This window comes from Desulfosporosinus sp. I2, assembly GCF_000960765.1.
In the GTDB taxonomy this organism is placed as follows: domain Bacteria; phylum Bacillota; class Desulfitobacteriia; order Desulfitobacteriales; family Desulfitobacteriaceae; genus Desulfosporosinus.
Map to the genome: position 1 here is coordinate 1 of NZ_JYNH01000037.1, position 21,872 is coordinate 21,872.

At 39.5% G+C, this 21,872-nt stretch carries 24 protein-coding genes and 1 riboswitch; of the genes, 3 read left to right on the top strand and 21 right to left on the bottom strand.

From position 1 onward, the window contains the following. The first annotated feature begins 204 nt into the window (after nucleotides 1-204). The gene (locus UF75_RS10595) at nucleotides 205-579 is read left to right on the top strand and encodes a pyridoxamine 5'-phosphate oxidase family protein (RefSeq protein WP_045574579.1); all 375 of its coding nucleotides are present in this window, start codon (nucleotides 205-207) and stop codon (nucleotides 577-579) included. A gap of 230 nt (nucleotides 580-809) precedes the next feature. On the opposite strand, the gene dsrJ (UF75_RS10600) is transcribed toward UF75_RS10595, so the two are convergent. From dsrJ (UF75_RS10600) to UF75_RS30695, 20 genes are all read right to left on the bottom strand, one after another. Next, nucleotides 810-1,220 carry a sulfate reduction electron transfer complex DsrMKJOP subunit DsrJ gene (gene dsrJ / locus UF75_RS10600; RefSeq protein WP_045574580.1) on the bottom strand — a complete coding sequence of 137 codons (411 nt, stop codon included), beginning with the start codon at nucleotides 1,218-1,220 and terminating at the stop codon, nucleotides 810-812. A gap of 448 nt (nucleotides 1,221-1,668) precedes the next feature. Further along, nucleotides 1,669-1,995 carry a hypothetical protein gene (locus UF75_RS10605; protein ID WP_045574581.1) on the bottom strand — a complete coding sequence of 109 codons (327 nt, stop codon included), beginning with the start codon at nucleotides 1,993-1,995 and terminating at the stop codon, nucleotides 1,669-1,671. Between the two features lie 229 nt (nucleotides 1,996-2,224). Next, entirely contained in the window at nucleotides 2,225-2,749 is a 525-nt protein-coding gene (locus UF75_RS10610; protein WP_045574582.1) for a DoxX family membrane protein, read from the bottom strand. A gap of 781 nt (nucleotides 2,750-3,530) precedes the next feature. Further along, nucleotides 3,531-3,938, bottom strand: a complete 408-nt coding sequence (locus tag UF75_RS10615; protein WP_045574583.1) for a hypothetical protein — start codon at nucleotides 3,936-3,938, stop codon at nucleotides 3,531-3,533. Between the two features lie 202 nt (nucleotides 3,939-4,140). After that, nucleotides 4,141-4,581, bottom strand: a complete 441-nt coding sequence (locus UF75_RS10620; RefSeq protein WP_045574584.1) for a hypothetical protein — start codon at nucleotides 4,579-4,581, stop codon at nucleotides 4,141-4,143. A gap of 633 nt (nucleotides 4,582-5,214) precedes the next feature. Next, nucleotides 5,215-5,895, bottom strand: a complete 681-nt coding sequence (locus tag UF75_RS10625; RefSeq protein WP_045574585.1) for a GGDEF domain-containing protein — start codon at nucleotides 5,893-5,895, stop codon at nucleotides 5,215-5,217. 62 nt (nucleotides 5,896-5,957) lie between these two features. Continuing rightward, nucleotides 5,958-6,587 (bottom strand): HD domain-containing protein, encoded by a 630-nt coding sequence (locus tag UF75_RS29035; RefSeq protein ID WP_045574586.1) that lies wholly within the window; start codon nucleotides 6,585-6,587, stop codon nucleotides 5,958-5,960. Next, complete coding sequence (locus UF75_RS29040) at nucleotides 6,577-6,939, bottom strand: hypothetical protein (RefSeq protein ID WP_045574587.1); 363 nt, start codon at nucleotides 6,937-6,939, stop codon at nucleotides 6,577-6,579. Before UF75_RS29040 ends, UF75_RS29035 begins: the two co-directional genes overlap by 11 nt. Nucleotides 6,940-7,389: 450 nt before the next feature. Beyond that, nucleotides 7,390-8,193 carry a C40 family peptidase gene (locus UF75_RS10640; RefSeq protein ID WP_045574588.1) on the bottom strand — a complete coding sequence of 268 codons (804 nt, stop codon included), beginning with the start codon at nucleotides 8,191-8,193 and terminating at the stop codon, nucleotides 7,390-7,392. Nucleotides 8,194-8,198: 5 nt separating this feature from the next. Beyond that, nucleotides 8,199-8,338, bottom strand: a riboswitch (cyclic di-AMP (ydaO/yuaA leader). Between the two features lie 1,196 nt (nucleotides 8,339-9,534). Continuing rightward, nucleotides 9,535-10,698: a sulfate reduction electron transfer complex DsrMKJOP subunit DsrP gene (gene dsrP, locus UF75_RS10645; protein WP_045574589.1), complete on the bottom strand. Its 1,164-nt coding sequence runs from the start codon at nucleotides 10,696-10,698 to the stop codon at nucleotides 9,535-9,537. Beyond that, on the bottom strand, nucleotides 10,691-11,485 hold the full coding sequence (gene dsrO / locus UF75_RS10650) for a sulfate reduction electron transfer complex DsrMKJOP subunit DsrO (RefSeq protein ID WP_045574590.1): 795 nt from the start codon (nucleotides 11,483-11,485) through the stop codon (nucleotides 10,691-10,693). Before dsrO ends, dsrP begins: the two co-directional genes overlap by 8 nt. Next, nucleotides 11,482-11,892: a sulfate reduction electron transfer complex DsrMKJOP subunit DsrJ gene (gene dsrJ, locus UF75_RS10655; protein ID WP_045574591.1), complete on the bottom strand. Its 411-nt coding sequence runs from the start codon at nucleotides 11,890-11,892 to the stop codon at nucleotides 11,482-11,484. The genes dsrO and dsrJ (UF75_RS10655) overlap by 4 nt, the downstream gene beginning before the upstream one ends. A 688-nt stretch (nucleotides 11,893-12,580) precedes the next feature. Then, nucleotides 12,581-12,787 (bottom strand): hypothetical protein, encoded by a 207-nt coding sequence (locus tag UF75_RS10660; protein ID WP_045574592.1) that lies wholly within the window; start codon nucleotides 12,785-12,787, stop codon nucleotides 12,581-12,583. A gap of 224 nt (nucleotides 12,788-13,011) precedes the next feature. After that, nucleotides 13,012-13,791, bottom strand: a complete 780-nt coding sequence (lgt, locus tag UF75_RS10665; protein ID WP_045574593.1) for a prolipoprotein diacylglyceryl transferase — start codon at nucleotides 13,789-13,791, stop codon at nucleotides 13,012-13,014. 262 nt (nucleotides 13,792-14,053) lie between these two features. Next, nucleotides 14,054-14,338 carry an SHOCT domain-containing protein gene (locus UF75_RS10670; protein ID WP_045574594.1) on the bottom strand — a complete coding sequence of 95 codons (285 nt, stop codon included), beginning with the start codon at nucleotides 14,336-14,338 and terminating at the stop codon, nucleotides 14,054-14,056. An 84-nt stretch (nucleotides 14,339-14,422) separates the two neighbouring features. Continuing rightward, the gene (locus tag UF75_RS10675; protein ID WP_045574595.1) at nucleotides 14,423-14,644 is read right to left on the bottom strand and encodes an SHOCT domain-containing protein; all 222 of its coding nucleotides are present in this window, start codon (nucleotides 14,642-14,644) and stop codon (nucleotides 14,423-14,425) included. A gap of 1,554 nt (nucleotides 14,645-16,198) precedes the next feature. Beyond that, complete coding sequence (locus tag UF75_RS10680; RefSeq protein WP_045574596.1) at nucleotides 16,199-16,645, bottom strand: hypothetical protein; 447 nt, start codon at nucleotides 16,643-16,645, stop codon at nucleotides 16,199-16,201. Nucleotides 16,646-17,048: 403 nt separating this feature from the next. Further along, nucleotides 17,049-17,960: a 4Fe-4S binding protein gene (locus UF75_RS10685; protein ID WP_045574597.1), complete on the bottom strand. Its 912-nt coding sequence runs from the start codon at nucleotides 17,958-17,960 to the stop codon at nucleotides 17,049-17,051. Between the two features lie 969 nt (nucleotides 17,961-18,929). Further along, nucleotides 18,930-19,310 (bottom strand): rhodanese-like domain-containing protein, encoded by a 381-nt coding sequence (locus UF75_RS10690; protein ID WP_045574598.1) that lies wholly within the window; start codon nucleotides 19,308-19,310, stop codon nucleotides 18,930-18,932. A 59-nt stretch (nucleotides 19,311-19,369) separates the two neighbouring features. Then, complete coding sequence (locus UF75_RS30695; protein WP_282433791.1) at nucleotides 19,370-19,684, bottom strand: putative mercuric transport protein; 315 nt, start codon at nucleotides 19,682-19,684, stop codon at nucleotides 19,370-19,372. A 420-nt stretch (nucleotides 19,685-20,104) separates the two neighbouring features. Here UF75_RS30695 and UF75_RS27040 point away from each other — a divergent pair, with 420 nt between their 5' ends. After that, a complete protein-coding gene (locus UF75_RS27040) occupies nucleotides 20,105-20,773 on the top strand; it encodes a DoxX family membrane protein (RefSeq protein ID WP_082075100.1) in 669 nt (222 codons plus the stop codon). Nucleotides 20,774-20,931: 158 nt separating this feature from the next. Then, nucleotides 20,932-21,528: an RNA polymerase sigma factor gene (locus tag UF75_RS10700; protein ID WP_045574599.1), complete on the top strand. Its 597-nt coding sequence runs from the start codon at nucleotides 20,932-20,934 to the stop codon at nucleotides 21,526-21,528. A gap of 59 nt (nucleotides 21,529-21,587) precedes the next feature. On the opposite strand, the gene UF75_RS10705 is transcribed toward UF75_RS10700, so the two are convergent. Beyond that, a complete protein-coding gene (locus UF75_RS10705) occupies nucleotides 21,588-21,872 on the bottom strand; it encodes an SHOCT domain-containing protein (protein WP_045574600.1) in 285 nt (94 codons plus the stop codon).

The following is a 21,872-nucleotide window of genomic DNA, read 5'->3' on the forward strand; positions in this document are numbered from 1 at the left end:
CCTAAATAATAAAGTCTCCACATAATATTTAATTATTTTTGTCGATATAACATGATTCAATAGTAGATAACAATTATCTTTAATATATATTGACTTTTTTATAAAGTCAATATATATTAAAGATAGACAATGCATATCGACGATATATCTTGTATCTTATTAAGATTTGTATTGTTAATTAATTTTTTAGGGGGAAATATACAAATGCTTACAGAAAAGTTTTTTGATGTACTAAAAAAGGAAGGTGTAGTTTCAATAGTGTCATGGGGGATAGATGAACCGCATGTGGTTAACACTTGGAACTCATATTTAGAGGTAACATCTGATGAAAGAATTTTAATTCCTGCATATGCAATGCGTAGAACAGAAAAAAATGTAAATCAAAATAATAAAGTAAAGATCGCTTTGGGTAGTAAAGAAGTTTTGGGTTATAAAGATTACCAGGGAACAGGCTTCGTGATTGAAGGTACTGCAAAATACCTTGAGTCAGGTTCAGAATTCGATATGATGAAAGAAAAGTTCTCTTTTTTAACTAGAGTGTTAGAGATAACAGTCACATCAGCAAAGCAAATGCTTTAAATGTTGTTGTTTTCTGGTACTATATGGACAGTGTCTTTTGATTACAAGCCATGAAAATGAGCGACTAATAGAGGGTCGCTTCAGGGGATACATGGAACATTGAGTTTTGGCCAATAATCCTGAATGTGACTTCTTTTCGTCGAAGGGTATGGATTATTTGGCAAACTGTCCACTGCAACGGAAGAACAAAAAATAACTGGGCTACCTCTAATTGTTCAGCCCAGTTATTTTTATTGTGCGGAGCCCTTCGGCAAAATATGACACATCCAACAGTTCGGATTTACGGCCGTATGATCATGGCATGAAACACAAAATTGTTCAGATGTTTTTGAAGCAGGATCATAATGACAGTTCAAGCACGTTTGAAGATTATTTTCGAATGACTTCCCTTGGCTATTAATATATACTCTTTTGCCATTGCGCACTGCTTCATCTCTCCATTGATTCAGCAGTATCATATGATTGGCCCTCATCCATTCCGCAGGCTCGACGCACTGCTTAACCGCTAATTTCCGGATAGCTGGAGTATTCAGATTTATTACGGGTCCCTGGCTAGATTTCCTTATATTATAGAAGAACGGTATGCTTATTAAAGCAACAAAGACAACAAGCGACGCAATTATTTTTCCCCATTTGTACATTATCCATTACCCTCGTTTCTGCGGTATTTAGGATCGCACATTTAGTCTTTTAGTCGATGCTTCTCTTTTTACACCCATATTTGAAACCTGCTCAAATCTTATATGCCCTTAACCCTACATATTATCTCTAACAATGAGCTCTATTATGCGGAAATGATTTCTCTAGCTACGATGTGATTAAAAGAGCCTTTCACACAAAACGTGTGAAAAGGCTCTTTTAATGTTACTCATAGTAATTCCTAATGTTAAAAATCTATCTTGTTGCCTCCAGAATTACTCATGAATTGCTTATGTCAATACCCATGACTTCACATTCTGAAGGATAAAATTCAAGATTTTTGCCGGTTCCCACTCCAACTTCTAATACTTTTCCTGTCACACCACTAAACAACTCGCGACGCAAATTGGACAAAGGAGACACCAACTGTAACAAAAAAACGTTGCTTGCCTAGGGACCCAGACCTAAAAGGATTACTCCCATAAGCAGTAACGTGATCCCTTTCTCGAAAATAACGACGGCCTCCAACACGTAAACATAATACTGTTCTTGTTTATCTTTACCGACATGTCTTTCCAGAGGTTCTTCGGACCATGGTTCCGGCCTCATGAACTTCTGGGTCCCATCGATAGCTATAACGTAGCGTTTATTGATCAGATAATAACAGATGGTATATACGATTATTCTACGTCCCATGAGGACTTGATGAATTTTAATGCTTGAAGAAATAACTAAAAGGCTCAGATCCTTATAATAAATGGTCTGAGCCTTTCTCATTCTAAGCTCGGGTTATGCCAGATTCCTAGGATTTATCTTCCATAGATCCCATCATATTCATAGTCTGCATTTGAGCATTTGCTGGCATATCTTGCATTTAAGTATTCGCTAGCAGTACTGCATCTGATCAGTCATAGATACGTTAGAATTCCTCAACCAATGATCACGAAACTATTAAAACTCTCTTTTCTACGGTATGCGCTTGCCAGCCCCCGTTGAGCTATATTGACTATACTAATTTTTGATTTTTCCTGGATGAAATAAATCCGCCTATCCCGAGTAGCTCGGCGTATTTATGGAATTGCATCATTGCTATATTGGTCCAAATATAACCGAAGTTGTTGAAGGATGCGCCTGCAAGGAACTGCACATTCATAAACATGGCAATAATTGCAGCCCAGAAAATTCTAAATCCAAGAATCATTAAAACACCAACGAGGATTTCGAAAATAACCACGAGAGCATCTGTCGCTTCGGGCAAGCCCAAGAAGATATTACTTGCCACCCAGGCCCAAGCTTTATTAATTAATAACGGATCAAAACTTTTAACTTCGGGTCCTGCAAGATTCTTGACGAGAGCTCCAATTTTTCCGGCAGAGTTAAGTTTTCCGTCTGAGAACCATACAAGCTTGCCCCAACCACTCTTTAGCCATGCGAATCCGTAAATTATCCTGGCCACTGTAAATATAAGAACAAGAAGTGCGGTTTTCCAGTTCTTAAATGCTTCCTTAACTTGGTTGATGTAGGTGTTCATTTAATAACCTCCCTCAATATTTTAAAGATTTCCCGTTATCTATCTCACTCATTCTAAGATTTACTTTATGGACTGATTAACTAAATGGTCCATAATTGAAGGTATTGTAATCATTCGGATGTAGGGGCATATTCCACCTAGTGCTACCTTTTGGTTTAAAATATGATCGCAAACGGATCAACAAACAGTTCATTCCGACTGCTTATTGAACCTCTTTTTTCAAAGATCATTTTTTATTGATTACTTGAAATTCTCCTAAACAAATAAAAGTGCCAAGTAATTTAGAAGATAAGTCAGAATAGTGAGGTTAGTATATGTAATATGTTGTTTATTTATATCCCTTGTAAGATTATCTAACTTCCAACTGGTTAAATCTTACTAAACTACGACCTTCCCCGCAGTGCAAAGGGTTAATCCATGATACAGCCGCCTTGATAACCTTCTTAGTGTCTCGCATAGAAGCCATAATTATTCAAGGGCAGTTTCTCCCTGTGGAGCCACTGCCCTTGAGCGCTCTTCTTCCCCCTTTCCTATGATCAAAATTCCCAGTTTAAACAAAACAAGGTTGAAGCGATATATATTGCTTCCAACCTTGTGATTGATTAAATTCCGCCCTTCAATTTAAATACTACTGATGATGAAGATTATACTGTAGTTGCAAAATGGGAAACTTACTAATTATTGATAATACAATCCCATCTCGGGGATTTAAGATATTTCCCTCAGCATGGCCTTTATTCGAATGTCCACAACAACCAAACATTATTGCATCGCTCCTTTTTTAGAAATTCATCATCAAGCTTCCAGAATTGGCATTCCCACTTCCGTTACTCATCATGTTCCCTCCAGATTGACTCATGAATCCGTTCATCTTATCAAGGTTATCTTGTCCAATTTCGGCCTTAACATTCGGGTCTGAATTCATGAGATCTTGCATCGCCTTAACATCTCCCGTTTGCATTGCCTTCTGCATTCCGTCTAAATTATGGAGATTTTGAATAGCCGTCGAATTCATTAATGTTTGATGTTGACCTGGTGAAAAGGTTTGTTGCATGAAAGCTTGCATTTGACCCACCCATCCGTTGCCTTCTTGCTGGGTCGTTCCAGCTAAAACTGGTAATGCCATAAGCCCCACTGCTAACGTTGCGGCTCCTACGATTGCTGTGATTTTTTTACTAAATTTTCTCATTGTATACTCCCCCTAATTTAATCTTCATTCTTCTACAGCTTTGCTTCATTTGATTTGCTGTTCTTCCATGTCCTTAGTGTAACTCTTGGATACGATCATCTCATGAAAAAGTTGTGAATTTCTCATGAAGAAGGGACCCTGATCAAAAATCAGAGTCCCTCTTTTTCAAAAATTGGTTCAGTATAGCATTGTCACTTGGAATTTATTTGGCACTTAGGGCTTCCTTTACCAAGGGTTGCAGGGCTGGATCTTTTAGCATAGCTTCAAAGGTCGTTTTCATTTTAGGATCGGACATGATCTGTACCATAGGCTTATACATAGAGGGATTAGACATAATACTCACCATGTTATCCTTGTTTTGGCTGCTCCCCATTATTCCCATCATATTCTTTTGTACATCGCTATTTTTCATCAAATCTACCATCAAAGGCATCATTTGTGAAGACCCCATTATTTTTACCATAGATTGGCGATTATCTGGTGAACTTAGAACATCCATCATTCCCGTGGGATTGCTCGTCATATATTGGGTCGCGCTGCTGGTATTCATCATACCCTGATTTTGACTGCCGCAACCGGCTAGACTTAACATGGCAATAGAAATTAGAGCTCCAAACATTATTACTTTTTTATTCTTATTCACAACCATCATCTCCTGCTCTGTTTTAATCATTTTAACTAATTTCCGTTTCAAATGAATTAGATAAGTTCAAACTATATGGACAAGTGTCTTTTGATTACAAACCATGAAAATGAGCGACTAATAGAGGGACAAGGAGTGCAATGAATGTCCAATGCTGAATATTACGAAATTAATTCGATAATCTTACAATGGTTCCTTATAAGCGGGCACCTCCTATAATCATGAAATTAAAAATATTTTTTAACTCCAACAACAAGATAAGAAGGGCTAATCTCCTTATCTGTGTTGGAAAATTTCAAACTCTTCTTATAATCCCACTTATATGAGTAGAATTTATTGCTAAGATTCGTTGTGTAGAGTCCTCTAATCGCCGCGAAGTTTTCCTTTTGGGATAGGCGCCTTCGGCGAAACCACTCCTCAGCACGATAGTGTTCGTTAAGGGCTGTGCGCCTTCGGCGATAGTAATCCTCTGGCGGCTAGTACTCTATGGAGCATGCGCCTTCGGCGATAGTGTCCACCGGACACTATCGTCACCAGAGACAAACCTCACTTGAGGCTTTCTTATCTGGGGCTCGATGTTCATCTCAAGCTGAACGAATTCACTGATATCCTTCCTTCCAAAAGACTAAAATGCTAGCAGGATATGGTACAATTTTTACCGCTTTGTTTAGCTTTTAAAAGCGCTTTATCTGAAGCTACAATAACCTCATGAATAGATCGCCCATCGTCCGGATAACTGGAAACGCCCAAGGAAACAGTTATCTGGGGAAATGCTTGATTATCAAGTCGACATATTTCCGACCTAATTTTTTCAGCCATCTTCATCGCGTTCTTTTTATCGCAGTCCATTAAAATTAGAGTTATTTCCTCCCCACCATATCTATAAATTCGGTCAGTCGCGCGGACACAGGCTTTAATAGTCTCTCCTACTTTTTTGAGTACATTATCCCCAATGTCATGACCAAAGTGATTGTTAAAATCCCTGAAATTGTCAATATCGAGAAATATAATGGAGTACGGCCCACTATCGTCAACATTTTTAATATCCTGATCAAAAGCCCTACGATTTAGAAGTCCTGTTAAGTTATCCGTCATTAGGCTAAACTTCAATTGCTGATTTAACTTTTTTATTTTCTCAACCCTTTTATAATAAAGAACAGCTACAACAAAATTCATTAACCCAAACAAAGCTCCCAATATGGTGCAATGTAAAACAAGGTTATTGAATAGAGGCGTAGCCATGAAATACATAAGTACTACTGCATAAAGTATCCCGGTAAATACCAGAGCTATGAACAACCATAATTTATTCATCGGCAAAACTCCCTCTTCTTAAGTGATCGCCAAAAGTTTCTCTTCACATTCTAAAAATGCTTCTACTCCTCATCCGTCAATTTGCCATTTTTCAATAAAATAGCGTCAGGTATTGCTACTTTACCAATATCGTGCAACGTGGCCGCGTAATATAGATTGTCTAAAAAGTCACGAGTAATGACCTTTTTATACCTTTTATGCGTGCCTAATTGCTGGGCTAAGATCACGGCATAATCTCTTGATCTTTCTAAATGCTTCCCTGTCTCTGGATCACGCCCCTCTGCCAAAGTGGCAAGTGCAAAAACGATAGCCTTTTGTGTGTTTATAGTCTTTTTCAAGACTGAAAAATTTGTAAGGATGCTGAACACGACTAAGCTGAGAAATATCAGAAACAAGGCTCCGAACAGATAAATTAGTTTGCCTAAGGTTACTTTCAATAAAGGAAATTGATGGTATTCGGCAAGGATAAACGGTTGTTCGTCAAAAACCTTAACCTTAGAATAATGAATCATTTTCAGCTCAGTAACTGGGTACCAGCCCGAATTACCCGTTAAGACATAACCAAGCTCTTTGATATCGAAAGTTCCATCTTTAGAATTGTAAAATATATCTTTACCATCAATCGTTTGCATAAACAATTGGTTGTTAGGGAGAATCTTATAAACGTTCGATAGATCAAGATCAATATACAAGACACCTTGTTTTATCGCCCGTAAGAACTTGCTCTGCCCCAAGTCTTTTTAAGGGGTCAAAAGCTCCTGTAAAATATGTTTTTAGGTCAGGCAATGCTAAGATAAAGTCTGAGTCCTGCTGAAGATCTGAAAAGTAATTGCTGATATTTGCCTTTCCCGAAGCAACTTCGGACATGGTTTTTTGACTTCTCCATTGCGCTTCCTCTTCATAGACATGTCTGGTCCCTAAGTATAACGATATTCCGAAAACTACCAACAAAAGGAAGATGACTAAGAGATATACCAGGTTCTGGCGAATTAACTTTCTTATTAAGAATGAATCAACTCCTGGCTGAGTAGGGAAACGCTTCATTAATCTTGTTATCCTTTCCCCTTGATTTAATAATACCAATGGTTCCCATTGACATAACCATAGTATAACAGTTAATCCAGCCGAAGTTGTGAATAAAATATAAATTTGTCAGAAAAAAGTTGATAATGGGCGTTTATATAAACAGTTAATGGATTACTTTAAACTATACACCCTACCAAATTTTAAAGTTTTGATACACCGTTTAAATAAGAACAGAAATGGACTGTGTTTGTAACCTCTGTCCATTTCTGTTCTTTTGTCGATGCTATTTTACCCCATTTGAGCCTTCACTAACGGGTCTGAATTCATTAGTTCTGGTGTTAGAACTCAATCTATATTCTCAAACCATTTTTGACGTTGCTATCTTCGACGTCGATTGCTACTTTAACCCATTCTCATACAAATATTGACTGCATCCCACTATCTTGCATTACCAGTTTTGCGTTATTCTTATCGAATCCGTCGCGCACCGAGGTAATGTTTTGACCAATAACTTTCCGACAAACTATGAATACCTACCCCTTCACTAGCTGCTCCAAGAGTACGCCCTCCACCTATATAAATTCTTACATCGGTAGCGCCTGGGGCATAGGTTTGAAAGAACACGAGATCCCCGGGCCTTAACTCATCACGACTTACTGGCACGCCAAGTTTGTACTGTTCGGCAGCGGTTCGCGGTAGTGAAATCCCGGAAGCCCTGAATACATATTGCACAAAGCCTGAACAATCAAATCCCTTCAAACTCGTCCCGCCCCAAACATAAGGAATCCCTTGTAAACTTAGGCCACGGCTAATGAGCTTGTCAACATCTGAACTACCCCTTGACACCTGGGGAGTTGAAGCCTGTTTAGGTTTGACGTTCGCCACCTTCTGTGAAGGAACGCTAGGCTTTTTTGAGATTTGAGGCGCTTGAGACGCCTTTCCTACTGAAGCTGGAGTTTTCTTTTCAACAGGAGTTGACGTTTTCTTTTCGTCAGGAACATTATTACTTTCAGGTATTTGTGACTCGTTCGTTTTGACCTCGATTGTGGGTTTCCAATTAAACGAATCACGCATTATTTGAGTAGACAATTTCGATGTTGAAACTGCGAAAGGAGGATTCTTGAGAACAGTACTCTGCACAATAGTAACCTTTGGAACAACTTGTGAATCGAGAATTGCAGCCTGAGAAGAGGCTACCCCAGTTAAACTACTTGACAAAAGAACACTGGCAAGAGCGACTCCACTAAACCATTTTTTCTTGGGAATTAACACTAAGCTTGTCCACCTTTCTTTGCTTACGAGGTTAGTTGACGGATTCGGGCTAAAGGTGTAAGCCCTACATGTTCTGAACATGATTCACCCCACATGAAATCCCCCGTTCTGAGCCTATGAAACTCAGATTCAGCATCTTACCTTTGAAGTTTTAAGTGTAATATTTGATTTTACATAAGGGTAATTTAACAGTGAACTACTTTGCAATTGACATAACGAATGAAATCCTCCTTTCCCTGCCATATACAAAGTACGATCTCAACCCCTAGTAAATACCTTCAATGATACTACATAACTATGAATTTCCTATGAATGCGGAGCCCACCTTAAGAAAGGCAGTTTTTCCCTGAGGAACAACTGCCCTTCTTACTCGGCTTTCTCTTTCCCTTTGACTGAACGTCATGGTTTTAATGATCGATCCCTGACAATTTTCGAACCACATTTTGGCCCGAATTATATCACGAAACATGGCCCGTCATTACCAAGATGGCCGAGACCAAGCAATCAACATATTACAGATCTGGTAGCGTAGCTCCTTCTGCTGAGCCTCTTTTCCCGGACAAGGGCAACAAGATTTCTTATCTTCCATTCTTTCAACCATTTTTGTACAGTTTCTCATCTTGTTGCCCTAGCCGATGTTTCAAGATTGGTTAAAAAAGCTTCCAGTCCTCGTTATTAAAATTCCTGCAAACATATTTAACCTCCTCCGATATTGATATTCGTTCTCATTTCATTAAAGTATACCATCGGTTTGTGAATTTGTTGTGAAAGAGTTATGAATTTGTTGCGAAGGTACACTAAGCGGCACTCTGCCTAAATAATACGACAAAAGGCCAGCCTTGTTGTAAGCTGACCGTTGTCGTCCGATCCAGAGACCTGACGGGGGATCTGTTAATAATCGAGGTAAACAAGTGCAAAGCATTCCCCCACTACTCCACCGCTAGCTGTCCAGGGGTATGGATAACCTGCGTTTGGTCCGAGAAGTTCGAATAAGCTGTTTACGCGTTAGTATCCTTCCCTGAATCCATCAATGATTCTCCTTTCAAATGATCAAAAGAGCGATAGACCTTGTCTACCGCCTCTCGATATGCCCAACCTTCAATCCTTTTAAACAGTTCTTGTTTTCGCTCAACGTATTTCTCTCAATTTGCTGTTCTTCCATGACCTTAGTGTAACTCTCGGTTACGATAATCTCATGAACAAGTTGTGAATTTCTTATGAAAATGGGACCCTGATTAATATTCAGAATCCCTTCTGGGTAATTGGCAATTTACAGCCATAGCCGGTAAATGTGTCCGTTATTCATCCTTCTGTTCATTTTGTCATTATTGACAATTCGTCCTATCTATCTTTTTGCTCCCTTACCGAAATAGCAACTTTGTAGAGGATTGTAATGAACAGCATCCCAATCGCATATACACCCAGTGTCACGGCTATCTCAATGTTTGTAATCACATACTCAGTGACTCTATCAAAGGGATTTGGAATAAATCCGCCAATCACTAGACCCATTCCTTTATCAATCCAATTAGCTATGATGATCGCTACAAGGGCCAAGGGCAAAATTTTATCATTTTTCCGTGTACTCGGAAAAAGCAGCAATCCAATTCCTACAAAGGCTAAAATAGTGGCTGTCCACATAAACGGAACCAGTCTTGTATGGCCGTCGAGCCCGGCGAAGAGATATTTAAGAGGTGCCTTGGCTTCGGGTATATTACTATAAAAGGCTGTGAACAACTCCAGCATGTAGAAGAATACGTTAGCGATCATAGCATATGTGACAATCTTGACTAGCGATTGAATTGCTCCAACGCCCGGGTCTGGGTCAAATTTACTGACTCTTCTAACTAATAAACACAAAAGAATCAGGATCGATGGACCCGCTGCAAAAGCAGAGGCCAGAAATCGTGCTGCCATTATTGCGGATAACCAGAGATGCCTTCCGGGTAGACCAGCATATAAGAACGCTGTCACCGTATGAATACTGACTGCCCAAGGGATGGAAAGGTAAATGATCGGTTTTACCCACGCGGGCGTTGGGCTTCCTTTGCTCTCAGCGCCAAGTGTTGTCCACCCAATAATAATGTTGAGTACGAGATATCCGAATAAAACTAACATATCCCAGAACATCATGGAATGTGGGCTCGGATACAGTATCACATTAAAGACTCGCAGTGGTTGACCCATATCGACAATAATAAATAGCATACTCATGATCACAGAGGGGATCGCTAAAAATTCACCGAGTATGACCATCTTACCAAATTTCTTAAAGTCATGAAGATAGTATGGTAAGACAAGCATAACGGCGGAAGCAGCGACACCCACGAGAAACGTAAACTGGGCGATGTACAAACCCCAGGAAACATCCCTACTCATGCCTGTTAAGCCTAAACCATAGCTATATTGCTTAAGGTAAGAGTAGAAACCTACCGCGATGACAGCAAGTAAGAGAAAAATCCATGTCCAGTATCGTCGACTACCTGTCAAAGCTCTTTCAAACAAGATCTCCACCCCCTACTAGGTAGTAGACGCTCGGTTGGGTACCCAGCTCAGGTTTACGCCGAATCGTGTACTGCGAACTAACAATTTTTCGCACCTCTGATCTGGGGTCATCTAAGTCTCCGAAAATTAACCCTCCCTTGGACTTCTCCACACACGCTGGCATTAGACCTTTTTCCAAACGCTCCACGCAGAAATTACATTTTTCCACGACCCCAAGGGTTCTGGTTGGAAAATCTGGATTTATCTCCTTGATAAAAGGCCTAGGATCCCTAAAATTGAAACTTCTCGCTCCGTAAGGACAGGCTGCCATGCAAAATCGACATCCAATACAACGGTGGAAATCCATGTCGACAATCCCATCGGGTCTTTGAAATGTAGCCTCAGTGGGGCATGCCCTAACGCAGGGAGGGTTCTCACAATGATTACACAAAACTATAAAGGGATGGTTTTTTACACTTTCTTTCATATATCTGTTATTCTGGCTAGTAAAGGCATGTTCATAATCCTCATTCCATATCCACTTGATCTCATCCTTAGGATTACCTAAGCCTGGAACATTATGGACACTATGACAAGCCTCAATAACTCGATTATAGTCTTCTTTTGTTTTAAATTTACTCATATCTACAACCATAGCCCAACGTTTCGCTACTAGACCTTGTTGAGGGGTTTCATATTCTGAGGCCTCCACTTTCCCACGGAGCCCGGTAATAACAAAGGTTCCTCCCAGTCCTAATGCGGTAACCATACCAGCTTTTCTTAAAAACCGTCTTCTGTTTAAACTCATTTCCCGGCCTCCTTTGGCCAAGTGTGGCAACTCCAACAGTTCGGCTTAACGGCTGTATAATTATGGCATGAAACACAGAATTGATCAGATGTATTTAATGCCGGATCATAATGACAGTGTAAACACGTCTGAAGACTAATTTTGAATGACTTCCCTTGACTATTAATGTATTCCGTTTTGCCCATGCGCACGGCTTCCTCTCTCCATTGTAGCAGCAATTTCATGTGATTGGCCCTCATCCATTCCGTTGGCTCGACACACTGCTTATCCGCTAGTTGTAGGATAGCCGAAGTATTCAGATTTATGACAGGCCCCTTGTTACCTTTCCCCATATTATAGAAGAACGGTAAGCTCAGTAAAGCAACGACGAAAACAAGCGAAGCAATTATTCTTCCTCCTTTGTACATATCCATTACCCTCCTTCAGCGGTATGTAGGATCTCCGCTCTAGTTAATGCCTCGCTCTTTCCACCCCTTATCAGAAACCAGGGACCACAACTCTTATATGCCATTGAGCTCTACATATTATCTCAAGATATGTAGGCTATTATACGAAATGAATTCTCTAAGTACGATTCATCCTCCCACTTCCTATGTCCATTCCACTATTCTTGCCGAATGCTTAAGCCAGTCCAAACTGTTCAGGCTGCAGTGGGGAATACCTTGTTAAAATCAGGAGCAACGGGTTTAGATGTCGTTCAACTGCAAATTGAATCGTTCCAAGCAAATTTAACTTGATTCAAATACTTGGGGAAATAACTAAAAACTCAGACCTTTATTAATCGGTCTGAGCCTTTCTTATCCTAAACCCTTATGCCCCATTTCCTCCTACTTTTGGTTTTGTGGGATAATTTGTTTTATCGAGCCAGCTTTAGAAAACTTCATAAAACAAATTTACTTGACTAATATGATTCTTTTATTTTTATCAAGTTGAGTATATTGCTTCTCAAAGTCAGCTAATGGCATTAAAACGGCACCAAGAATATGTCCTTTGTCTGCACATCCAGAGATGGGACCTTGATTTATATTCAGAATCCCTCTTCCAAAGCAAAAAACTGATTCGATTATTCTTAATGAAAGAAACGATGCAGCTTAGTTAGGTAGGAGAAAATGAAGCTTGGTTACTAAACATCCTTAGCGTACAAGTCATCACAACATGAGCACCCTCTACCAAGACTAGCTCCTGATCTACTTGATTCTGCGCAAGATATCTTTGAGCGTCGGAAAAGATCTTTCGAGCATCGATTATACTTTTGTATTTTCCTACGATGCCGTTTGACTTCTTTCCCTTCAAGATAAGCATAGATAATCGTCCTTTCGTAGGATACCTTTTGAATTACTTCTTCTGTTCATAGGATATTGGATGTTTAGTCACGTGCTGATCAGTTGATGCCCTCCGCAGCACCCACCTGCACCCCGTCGATGCATAAAGAACATCAGCCCGAATATAAACAAATACCACCCATATTAGTTTAAGAACTGCCACATAAACGTTCAACCTGGTTTAATTTCGCTTAATCTTTGTATTTATTTTTTCGTGATACTCCTTGGCAAAGTCAGAACAGCGGCAGAAACAAGGGCTATGACAATCATCCCCACACTACTCCACTGTGCTGAAGTCCAATTGAAGAGATAACGTGCGCCATCCCCTCGTAAAAATTCTAATCCGAACCGTCCCAGTGAATAGAGCACAATATAGGTTAAAAAGAGAATGCCCTTCGGTAATTTTCGCCAACGCGAAAGCATTATGATCAGAGCAAAAACAACCATATCCCATTGCCCTTCCCATACCTCTGCAGGCCATAAGGGTTGGCTACCATAGGCTGCATAAGCCGGAGTTCCCGAGGGATAAACTAGGCCAAAACCTTGGTTAGTCGGGCTACCAAAAGCATCCCCATTGAGAAAGCAAGCAATTCTTCCGATCCCCTGCCCTAAGATAATTCCGGGGGCGGCAATATCCGCCATTCTCCAAAAATCAAGCTGATGCTTACGAGTGTAGATCCATCCTACAATAAAAGCCCCCACCAAAGCTCCTTGAATTGCCAGGCCTCCGTGCCAAATCATGAGGATTTCGGCAAGATGGAGGGAATAATAACTCCACTCGTAAAAAAAGACTTGCCAAAGACGTGCTCCAATAATAGCCCCAATTACAGCATAGACCAACAAATCCAAGAGATGCTGACGATATTCTTTTTCCAATGAGGCTAAGTGATAAGCTACCCCTAAGCCGATTATTATTGCCAGGGCTACCACTACGCCGTAAGATCTTAGAGAAAATCCCCCGATGCTGAATAAAATTTGCAGCAAATTCTACGTCCCTCCCTCTCCTAATATCTAACTTCCAACTAGCTAAATCTTACTATATTAATTGGATTTTTTAATGAATAAGTTGTGGATTTTTTATGAACAGTAGAAACCACAGAACTACGACCTTTCCCGCTGTGCAAAGGGTTAATCCAGGAATAGAGCCTCCTTGATAACCTTATTAGTGTCTCGCATAGAAGCCATAATTATAATGGGCAGTTTCTCCCTGTGGAGCCACTGCCCTTTTTAATAAGCTGCGTTCTACTCACTTACTCTCTAAATCATGTTTTTTGCTTTGATATTCCACGGAATCTATCTCACCACGCGCATAACGTTCACTTAGAATGTCTAGTCCTGTATTCTGCTTACCGAGTCTATTATTATAAACTTGCGAAGAATTACGACGAAATAAATAGATACTCAGTAGAATGATCCCAATTCCGAAGAAGAGCGGCATGATTATCCCCATCCACCCATATCCGCCTCCATAACCACCGTATCCATAACCACCATTTCCCCAGCCGCCCATCATATTACCCCATCCCATCATGTGAATTCCTCCTCTAAAGTTAAATTTTCCGGATTCCAACGATTAACTCAAAATCTTGCCCACTATCAACAGCATTCATTAGTGCTATCCCTTCTTAATGGATATTGGCTGTTTTTGTCCATACAGTTCTTGTTTCCGCTCAAGATAGTCCTCTCTATTAATCTCACCACGTGCGTATCGATCATTTAAAATATCCAGTGAAGTATGCCCCTGAGATTGATGGTTCGTGCAACATGATCCTCCGGTGTTTCCAGAATTATACATATAAATTGCAACGAAGACTAATAGAATTAAACCAAACATCATTTAAAATTCCCCCTCATTTTATTTTTCTTCCCTTAGATCTTCATTTCACAGCTTTGCTTCGTTGATTTGCTGTTCTTCCATGACCTTAGTGTAACTCTTGGTTACGATAATCTCATGAAAAAGTTGTGAATTTCTTATGAAGATGGACCCTGATTTTAATTAGTTATCCATCTTCATAAGAGCCATTCGGAAATCTATCTATATTTTATTTCCTAACCTAAATAGCAACCTTGCATTCTGAAGCCAATCGAGTTGAGTGTCCGATAAAAAAGCCGTATCCCTATAATTCATGTCACTTATGAGCGATTTTTCAGAGCCTAGATAAATAAAGTAATAATCTTTTACCAGGTATCTCCTATGTCTGACTCCCTTAATATCCACAAAAAATCAGCTTGTCCACACTCGATTACCGGCGCTACTTGAAATTTTTTCTTACCGCTGATCCTGATCCAAACGTCTTTCCAAGACCTGCACTTAACCATTGCCATCCAACATAGACTCTAAGGATGGTCCAAACCACCTCATGAGTTTAGATTCTCTCCAAGCCATTTTTTACTACCTCCCCCGATTTTTCTAGGTCGTCACAATAAGGATCTTTTGCGTAATATACCATAAAATGGTCAATTCGATACAGAGAATATCAAAAATATTTAGATCTATATACCAACAGCAATAGATACCATTGGCATATAGTCCCATGCAAACTTAACTTGCTCTTAATACTTGGGGAGATCACTAAAGCTCAGACCTTTAATAATCGGTCTGAGCCTTTCTTATCCTAATTCAAGATTATTCCAGTTTCCTATATCCGGCCTGAACCATTGCGGCCATCTTACGACATTCGTCCGCACAACTTACGACACGATTAGCACATTCAACTGTGCAAACAGCACAGATTGTTTAACCAACCTTATCCCCCATTTCCTCCTACTTTTGGTTTAGTGGGAGAATTTGTTTTTATCGAGTTACTATATAAATTTTCAATAAACAATTTACATTTGATTCTTCAGCTTCACCAAAGTTAGAGAGCTACTGCCCTTTTTCGCTTCCGTTAGCTAATACCCTTTTTACTTTACATCAATAGTATTTAGTATCGGTCCTTGCCAGTTTTCGAACCAAACCTGACCCGTGTATCCATTATGAGTTGTGAATTTCTCATGAACACCCGCTGCAATAATCGCTGCAAAGGGCCTAAGGAAGGATTTTATTATTTTTTCGTGTACTGCGAAAAAGCAGCTATCCAATTCCTACAAAGGCTAGAAGAGCCGCTGTCCACATAAACGGAACCAATCTTGTATGATATCTTTAAAGAAGTAAAAGTGGTTGAGGATTAAATCCTCAACCACTTTTACTTCTTTGTCTCTGATTAATCATTCAGTGTTTTCAAATTCTCAATCTTATTACGCCAACTTACCATAGCTAAACCTACTAACAACAGCAGGAAAGTAATAATCCCCACGAGTTCATAATCCACCGTGAAGTTAGGGGAAAAGTAGGTCAACCCATCAAAAAAGGCTACCCCATACGCTAAAATTTTGACTTATACTTTTTGCTTTAGAAATTCATCATGCCACTTCCAGCCTTTGCAGTCCCACTCCCATTCATCATCGCACTTCCAGATCTGGTAGCGCCACTTCCGTTGGTCATCATGTTTCCCCCAGATTGACTCATAAATTGATTCATTTTATCAAGGTTTTCTTGTCCCATTTGTGCCTTAACATTCGGGTCTGAATTCATGAGATCTTGCATCGCCTTAACATTCCCTGTTTGCATGGCGTCCTGCATCCCCGCTGAATTATGGAGATTTTGCATGGCCGTCGAATTCATCAACGTTTGATGCTGCTCCGGTGAAAAAGTTTGTTGCATAAATCCCTGCATTTGACCGAACCATCCGTTACCTTGTTGCTGGGTTGTTCCAGCTAAAGCTGGTAAAGCCATAAGCCCAACTGCCAATGTTGCGGTTCCTACGATTGCTGTGATTTTTTTACTAAATTTTTTCATTGTATGTTCCCCCTAATTTAATCTTCATTCCACTTTTTTGCTTCGTTTGCTTTGCTGATTTCCATGTCCTTAGTGTAACCTTAGGATACGATCATCTCATGAAAAAGTTGTGAATTTCTGATGAAGAAGGGATCCTGATTGAAAATCAGGGTCCCTTCTTCATCATATGAAGTTTATTTTGCACTTAGAGCTTCCTTAATCAACATTGACCATCACAGGCATCATTTGTGAAGACCCCATTATTTTTACTAGCAAGATATGCCTAAGGAAACTGTTATAAATTATGAAGAACGAAAGGGACTGAAGTTTGTAACTCGGTCCCTTTTTGGTCTGGGTGGACGTGCTCTATACTATTATTTTCCAATCAAATTACTGGGTTTTAACAGTTAAGTAAAACCAAAAGCTAGCGGGCAACAATATCGGTGATATTGACAAATTCATCCCTAGTGATCATTGTAGTATTCAATAATTCTTCCTCCAAAAATTCCCATCCAATTCTCTCTATGGTTTGCCGAAAACGTTCTCTTGGTTTGCCATATTTTGCGAAGAATTCCAAAGTTGCATCGATTAGTCTAAACAGTTCCGTTTCTTCAAAAATCAGCGGGAGAAATTGCTTGCCATTTGCTATCTGATTACCTAACGTACCCCCTAAATAAATAAGAAAGCCACTTTTTCCATGCCAAGCCCCTAACGGACATGATTTTACGCACTTGCCACAATTAAGACACTTTTCCTGTTCAAATACGAGATTCCTGTCACCTTTATCCACTTTAATCGCTTCCCCAGGACAAACAGCTTCACATAAGCCACAAAAATTACAGGTCGTCTTCTCCCAGGTCGGTTGTATCCCACCTTTTATCCCCAAGTCATTTTCTTCCGCTTTAAGACAATTATTCCTACACCCTGTAACACCTATTTTGAACTTATGCTTAAGTTCTTTGGCAAAATAACGTTTATCCAGTTCATCGGCTAGTGCTGTTGTATCAATCAAGCCGCTTGGACAGATAGCGTTCCCCTGGCAAGCGGTCACTGCTCTCACCCTTGGACCACTAGACCCTGGCTCTAACCCTGCTTTGACCAATTCTCGTTTTACAGTATCAATATCCTCAAACCTAATAAAAGGGATCTCAATCCCTTGCCTTGACGTAAGATGGATGTAGCCTTTACCATATATCTGAGCAATTTCATAGACCTTTTTTAATTGTTCTGCTCTTATTTGACCCCCAGCAACCCTTAATCTCATAGAAAAACAGTCCTTCTGAACCTGCCTCATGAAACCCATTGGTTTTATCGACTTGTTATAAACCTTAGCCATTTCAATCAGAATCCTCTTTCCGTCTAATATTAATTAACCCTATTGTATTTTTACACCCATTTCCACTTTCATAATTTACTAACTTGTTGTTAATGGCAGACAATTTTGATTCACTTTAACAATTATTTCTTTAAAATTTTCTCAACAAACTTTTAATACTTATATTCCGATTTGTTTACTTTGAATTAATTTCTATTATAGTTCATGATTCCAATTCCAGTCAATAGCTTTTATTATTAGATCAGTTCGCGGTAGTGAAATGCCGGAAGCTCTAAATACATATTGCACAAATTCCTGTGCAATCAAATCCTTCCCGACTCGTTCCGCCCCAAACATAAGGAATCCCTTGTAAACTTAAGGCATTGCTAATGAGCTTGTCCGCATCCGAACTACCCCTAGAAACTTGGGATACTGGAACCTGTTTAGTCGCAAGAGCTTTCTACTGCGAAAGTGCGCTGGGATTTTTAGCAATTTGAAGCTCTTGAGACGTCTTTCTCACTGAAGCTAGAGTTTTCTTTTCAACAAGTGTTGACGTTTTCTTTTATAATCTTGGCCCCTATCAGAAATCTGATTATGTTAGTGTAAAACAAGTTTTCTAATCGTTCCAGGCAACTTAACTAGATTTTAATACTTGGGGAGAAAGAAAGGCCCAGACCCTTAATAATCGGTCTGAGCCTTACTTATCTAAACTCTTATACCCCATTTCCTCCCATTTTTGGTTTAGTGGGATAAGTTGTATTTATCGAGCTACTATAGAAATTTTTAAGTAAACAAATTTACATTCTATTCTTAAAGAACATGGTAACTTTTTTACCCATGACCACTGCCCCATTGGCAATAATAAAGGAAGCAAGCGCTTTATCCTCATAGAATTATTGCCTCTCTGCTTTCGCCGAGGCAGATGGGACAAGGGTTTCCTCGAAAATACTGGGTATAGGGCAAGATCGGCTTGTGTCATGAATCCGATGCTTATTTATCCCAACTTCTCATACCACCATCTAAATTCAAAACTTGTTCATACCCCTTTGTTATTAGGAACTGACCGGAGGCGTCCCCCATTGGCCCTGTATGACAGACTAATATGATTCTTTTATTTTTATCAAGTTGAGTATATTGCTTCTCAAAGTCAGCTAATGGCATTAAAACGGCACCAGGAATATGTCCATTGTTATATAAAATAGGCTCTCGCAAATCAACAATTACCGTATCATTACCGATTCCTGAATCTAATTGTTTTTTTAATTCCGAAGCCGAGATAGGTTGTACTTGATTACTGGTGTTTTTGTTTGCACATCCGATTGTCAGAGCTAAAACGCTGATTAATACTACCGTAAAAAATAGTCTCTTCATATCCACAACTCCCTAAAGTATAGTAATCCGCGGCCATTTGGTGGTAACATGAGACTACGTTAAAACAAACCAAGAGAATAAAGGAAATAAGCGAAACTTGCTAAAGTTAACCCAGTCGATATCCACAAGATCATTCTTTGTTTACGATGTACTAATGAACGACGTTTCCATGTAATCCAATGAGCTAACCCTAAAAGTAGGAAACTCAGGGCTATAAACAGCCATTGATATTTTGCAAAAAAAGATATAGTTGAGAACATCGAGCCGCCCAGACCGAGCGGTATTACAAATACAGGAAGCAGTCATGCCAGACAACCAAAAGTAGATGTAATTACAGTGAACGTTTGAATAAATTTATCCTTCCAATTGGCCATTTTTGTCTCCCTCAGAAAAGTAATTCTTGCAAACCTTTCAGCGTAGCGTTATATAATTATGTTTTCCATTTTGTCTTTTTTATGTTTTGCTTCCTTAAATCTCACCTCATAATCATTACTATTCTCACTTGCATCCTTATCTTCGCGTCTCAAAGTATACCTAATCAATTCGATTAAGCTGTGAATGAGTTATGAATTTGTTATGAATTTTTCATGAAGAAAGACCCTGAATAATAAAGAAAACCTAAAATGGTTTTTTAATTGAGTTTCTTACAACGTTATTTTTATATTATTTTTAGTTTTTACTATCCAAATAGAAATTAATCCGTCTTAATCATATAAAGCTTAGGTTGGTACCGCCTAGGCAAGAAAATTACATCGGTTGAACGCTAAGTTTTACCCGAAAAATAAGGAGTTATTATGATGAGAAAATTCACAGTTACTGAATTAAGTGATTTTAACGGAATTAAGAAACCCGCATATGTGGGTTATCAAGGAAATGTTTACGATGTATCTAGTGTCTTCAAAGATGGAGAACATGCTGGAATAAAAGCTGGTAAAGATTTAACCATCGACTTTGCTAAAGGTCCTCATTCAGAAGATATTTTTAAAAACTTCCCTGTAGTAGGCGCTTTAACTAATGAAAAAAGCCTATGTGAAAAAGTCTTTACAGGCACTTCACTACAAACTGATCTACTTTTGCGCCTCGCTCTCGGAATCGTGTTTTTCGCTCATGGAGCACAAAAATTGTTGGGTTGGTTTGGGGGATATGGTTGGAGTGGGACAATGGGCTACTTAACTCAAACTGTGCATCTAGCCCCTCCCATAGCCGGTTTGGTAATTTTAGTTGAGTTTTTTGCCGGATTAGCTTTAATCTTAGGTTTTCTAACGAGACCTGCTGCTCTGGGAATTGCTCTAGTTACGTTAGGAGCAGCTTTTACGGTCCATCTGCCGAATGGTTTCTTCTTAGATAAAGGCGGAATCGAATATGTTTTTGTTCTTTTCTTAGTCGCACTCTTCTTATTCGTTAACGGGTCTGGAACTATTTCTATTGATAGGCTCATTAGGGACCGATATCAACGCAGATAATTCACTACAATTAAATGTTGACAGACAAAACCCGTCGGACCACCACATCCGAGGGTTTTGTCTGTTACAATATATTTATAACTATCCCAACGTTTAATTTAATATTCGATTAATTGGGCATCTATATATTTAGTGTTAAATCCCGAGGAGTGAACAAGGTGAAAATCAAGGAAAATCTTTATACCGCAGATTCATTTGAAGGGGATCTTTCCTTCGAAGAAATAATTTCCCAAAACCAAAAAAAGATTATTAATTTAATCTATGGAATGACGGGTGATTACTACCTCTCCGAAGATCTTACGCAGGAAACGTTTCTAAAAGCCTTTCAATCAAGACACTCGTTTAACGGTAAGTCAAAATTCTCTACTTGGCTATATAGAATAGCTGTAAATGTTACGGTTGACCATCAACGAAAGAGCTGTGTTCGCAAGGAGATGGCCGCAGAGGAACCCGATCCCAAATTTTCAAAGGTTGATACCTTACAGGACCCGGACCGATCCTGCCAAAAAAATGCAACGAGGAATATTATATTCACTTCCATAGCAAACTTACCCGATCAGCAGAAAGAAGTCTTTGTCTTGAGAGAGCTAAATGGTTGTTCGACAAAGGAAGTTGCCGAGATTTTAGATTGCTCCGTGGAGTTAGTAAAATGGCGATTACACAAAGCCCGGTTATCTTTGCGTAAAACGTTAAACAATAATACGAACTATAAAAACTTAGGGACCATAACCTTGAACAGGTTTGGATTAGAATGAAGAAAAAACCACAGAAGCGGCTAAGGAGTTAATCCTCAGCCGCTTTTATGGTTTTCTACTCATTTGCTCTCTAAATCCCGTTTTCGGCTCTGATACTCAGCGGAATCTATCTCGCCACGCGCATATCGTTCACGCAGGATGTTCATTGCACTACTATCCTTACCTAGTCCACCTGTATGAACATGCGAAGCATTGTGACGAAATAGGTAGATACCCAGTAAAATAATCCCGATCCCTACGATGAGTTGCATTCCTATCCCCGCTATCCCCATCATCCCGTATCCGCCGCTTCCATAACCACCATATCCCCAACCACCCATGATATTACCCCAGCCACCCATCAT

What these genes read in the sequence shown, in the direction of transcription:
- UF75_RS10685 (WP_045574597.1), bottom strand. Translation starts at nt 17,960, where the DNA reads ATGGCTAAGGTTTATAACAAGTCGATAAAACCAATGGGTTTCATGAGG.
- UF75_RS10675 (WP_045574595.1), bottom strand. Translation starts at nt 14,644, where the DNA reads ATGATGTTTGGTTTAATTCTATTAGTCTTCGTTGCAATTTATATGTAT.
- dsrO (WP_045574590.1), bottom strand. Translation starts at nt 11,485, where the DNA reads ATGAGTTTAAACAGAAGACGGTTTTTAAGAAAAGCTGGTATGGTTACC.
- UF75_RS27040 (WP_082075100.1), top strand. Translation starts at nt 20,105, where the DNA reads ATGATGAGAAAATTCACAGTTACTGAATTAAGTGATTTTAACGGAATT.
- dsrJ (WP_045574591.1), bottom strand. Translation starts at nt 11,892, where the DNA reads ATGTACAAAGGAGGAAGAATAATTGCTTCGCTTGTTTTCGTCGTTGCT.
- UF75_RS10660 (WP_045574592.1), bottom strand. Translation starts at nt 12,787, where the DNA reads ATGCTTATCTTGAAGGGAAAGAAGTCAAACGGCATCGTAGGAAAATAC.
- UF75_RS10690 (WP_045574598.1), bottom strand. Translation starts at nt 19,310, where the DNA reads ATGAAGAGACTATTTTTTACGGTAGTATTAATCAGCGTTTTAGCTCTG.
- UF75_RS10670 (WP_045574594.1), bottom strand. Translation starts at nt 14,338, where the DNA reads ATGATGGGATGGGGTAATATGATGGGCGGCTGGGGAAATGGTGGTTAT.
- UF75_RS10705 (WP_045574600.1), bottom strand. Translation starts at nt 21,872, where the DNA reads ATGATGGGTGGCTGGGGTAATATCATGGGTGGTTGGGGATATGGTGGT.
- UF75_RS29040 (WP_045574587.1), bottom strand. Translation starts at nt 6,939, where the DNA reads ATGAAGCGTTTCCCTACTCAGCCAGGAGTTGATTCATTCTTAATAAGA.
- UF75_RS10610 (WP_045574582.1), bottom strand. Translation starts at nt 2,749, where the DNA reads ATGAACACCTACATCAACCAAGTTAAGGAAGCATTTAAGAACTGGAAA.
- UF75_RS10625 (WP_045574585.1), bottom strand. Translation starts at nt 5,895, where the DNA reads ATGAATAAATTATGGTTGTTCATAGCTCTGGTATTTACCGGGATACTT.
- dsrJ (WP_045574580.1), bottom strand. Translation starts at nt 1,220, where the DNA reads ATGTACAAATGGGGAAAAATAATTGCGTCGCTTGTTGTCTTTGTTGCT.
- UF75_RS10680 (WP_045574596.1), bottom strand. Translation starts at nt 16,645, where the DNA reads ATGAAAAAATTTAGTAAAAAAATCACAGCAATCGTAGGAACCGCAACA.
- UF75_RS10605 (WP_045574581.1), bottom strand. Translation starts at nt 1,995, where the DNA reads ATGAGAAAGGCTCAGACCATTTATTATAAGGATCTGAGCCTTTTAGTT.
- UF75_RS10615 (WP_045574583.1), bottom strand. Translation starts at nt 3,938, where the DNA reads ATGAGAAAATTTAGTAAAAAAATCACAGCAATCGTAGGAGCCGCAACG.
- UF75_RS10595 (WP_045574579.1), top strand. Translation starts at nt 205, where the DNA reads ATGCTTACAGAAAAGTTTTTTGATGTACTAAAAAAGGAAGGTGTAGTT.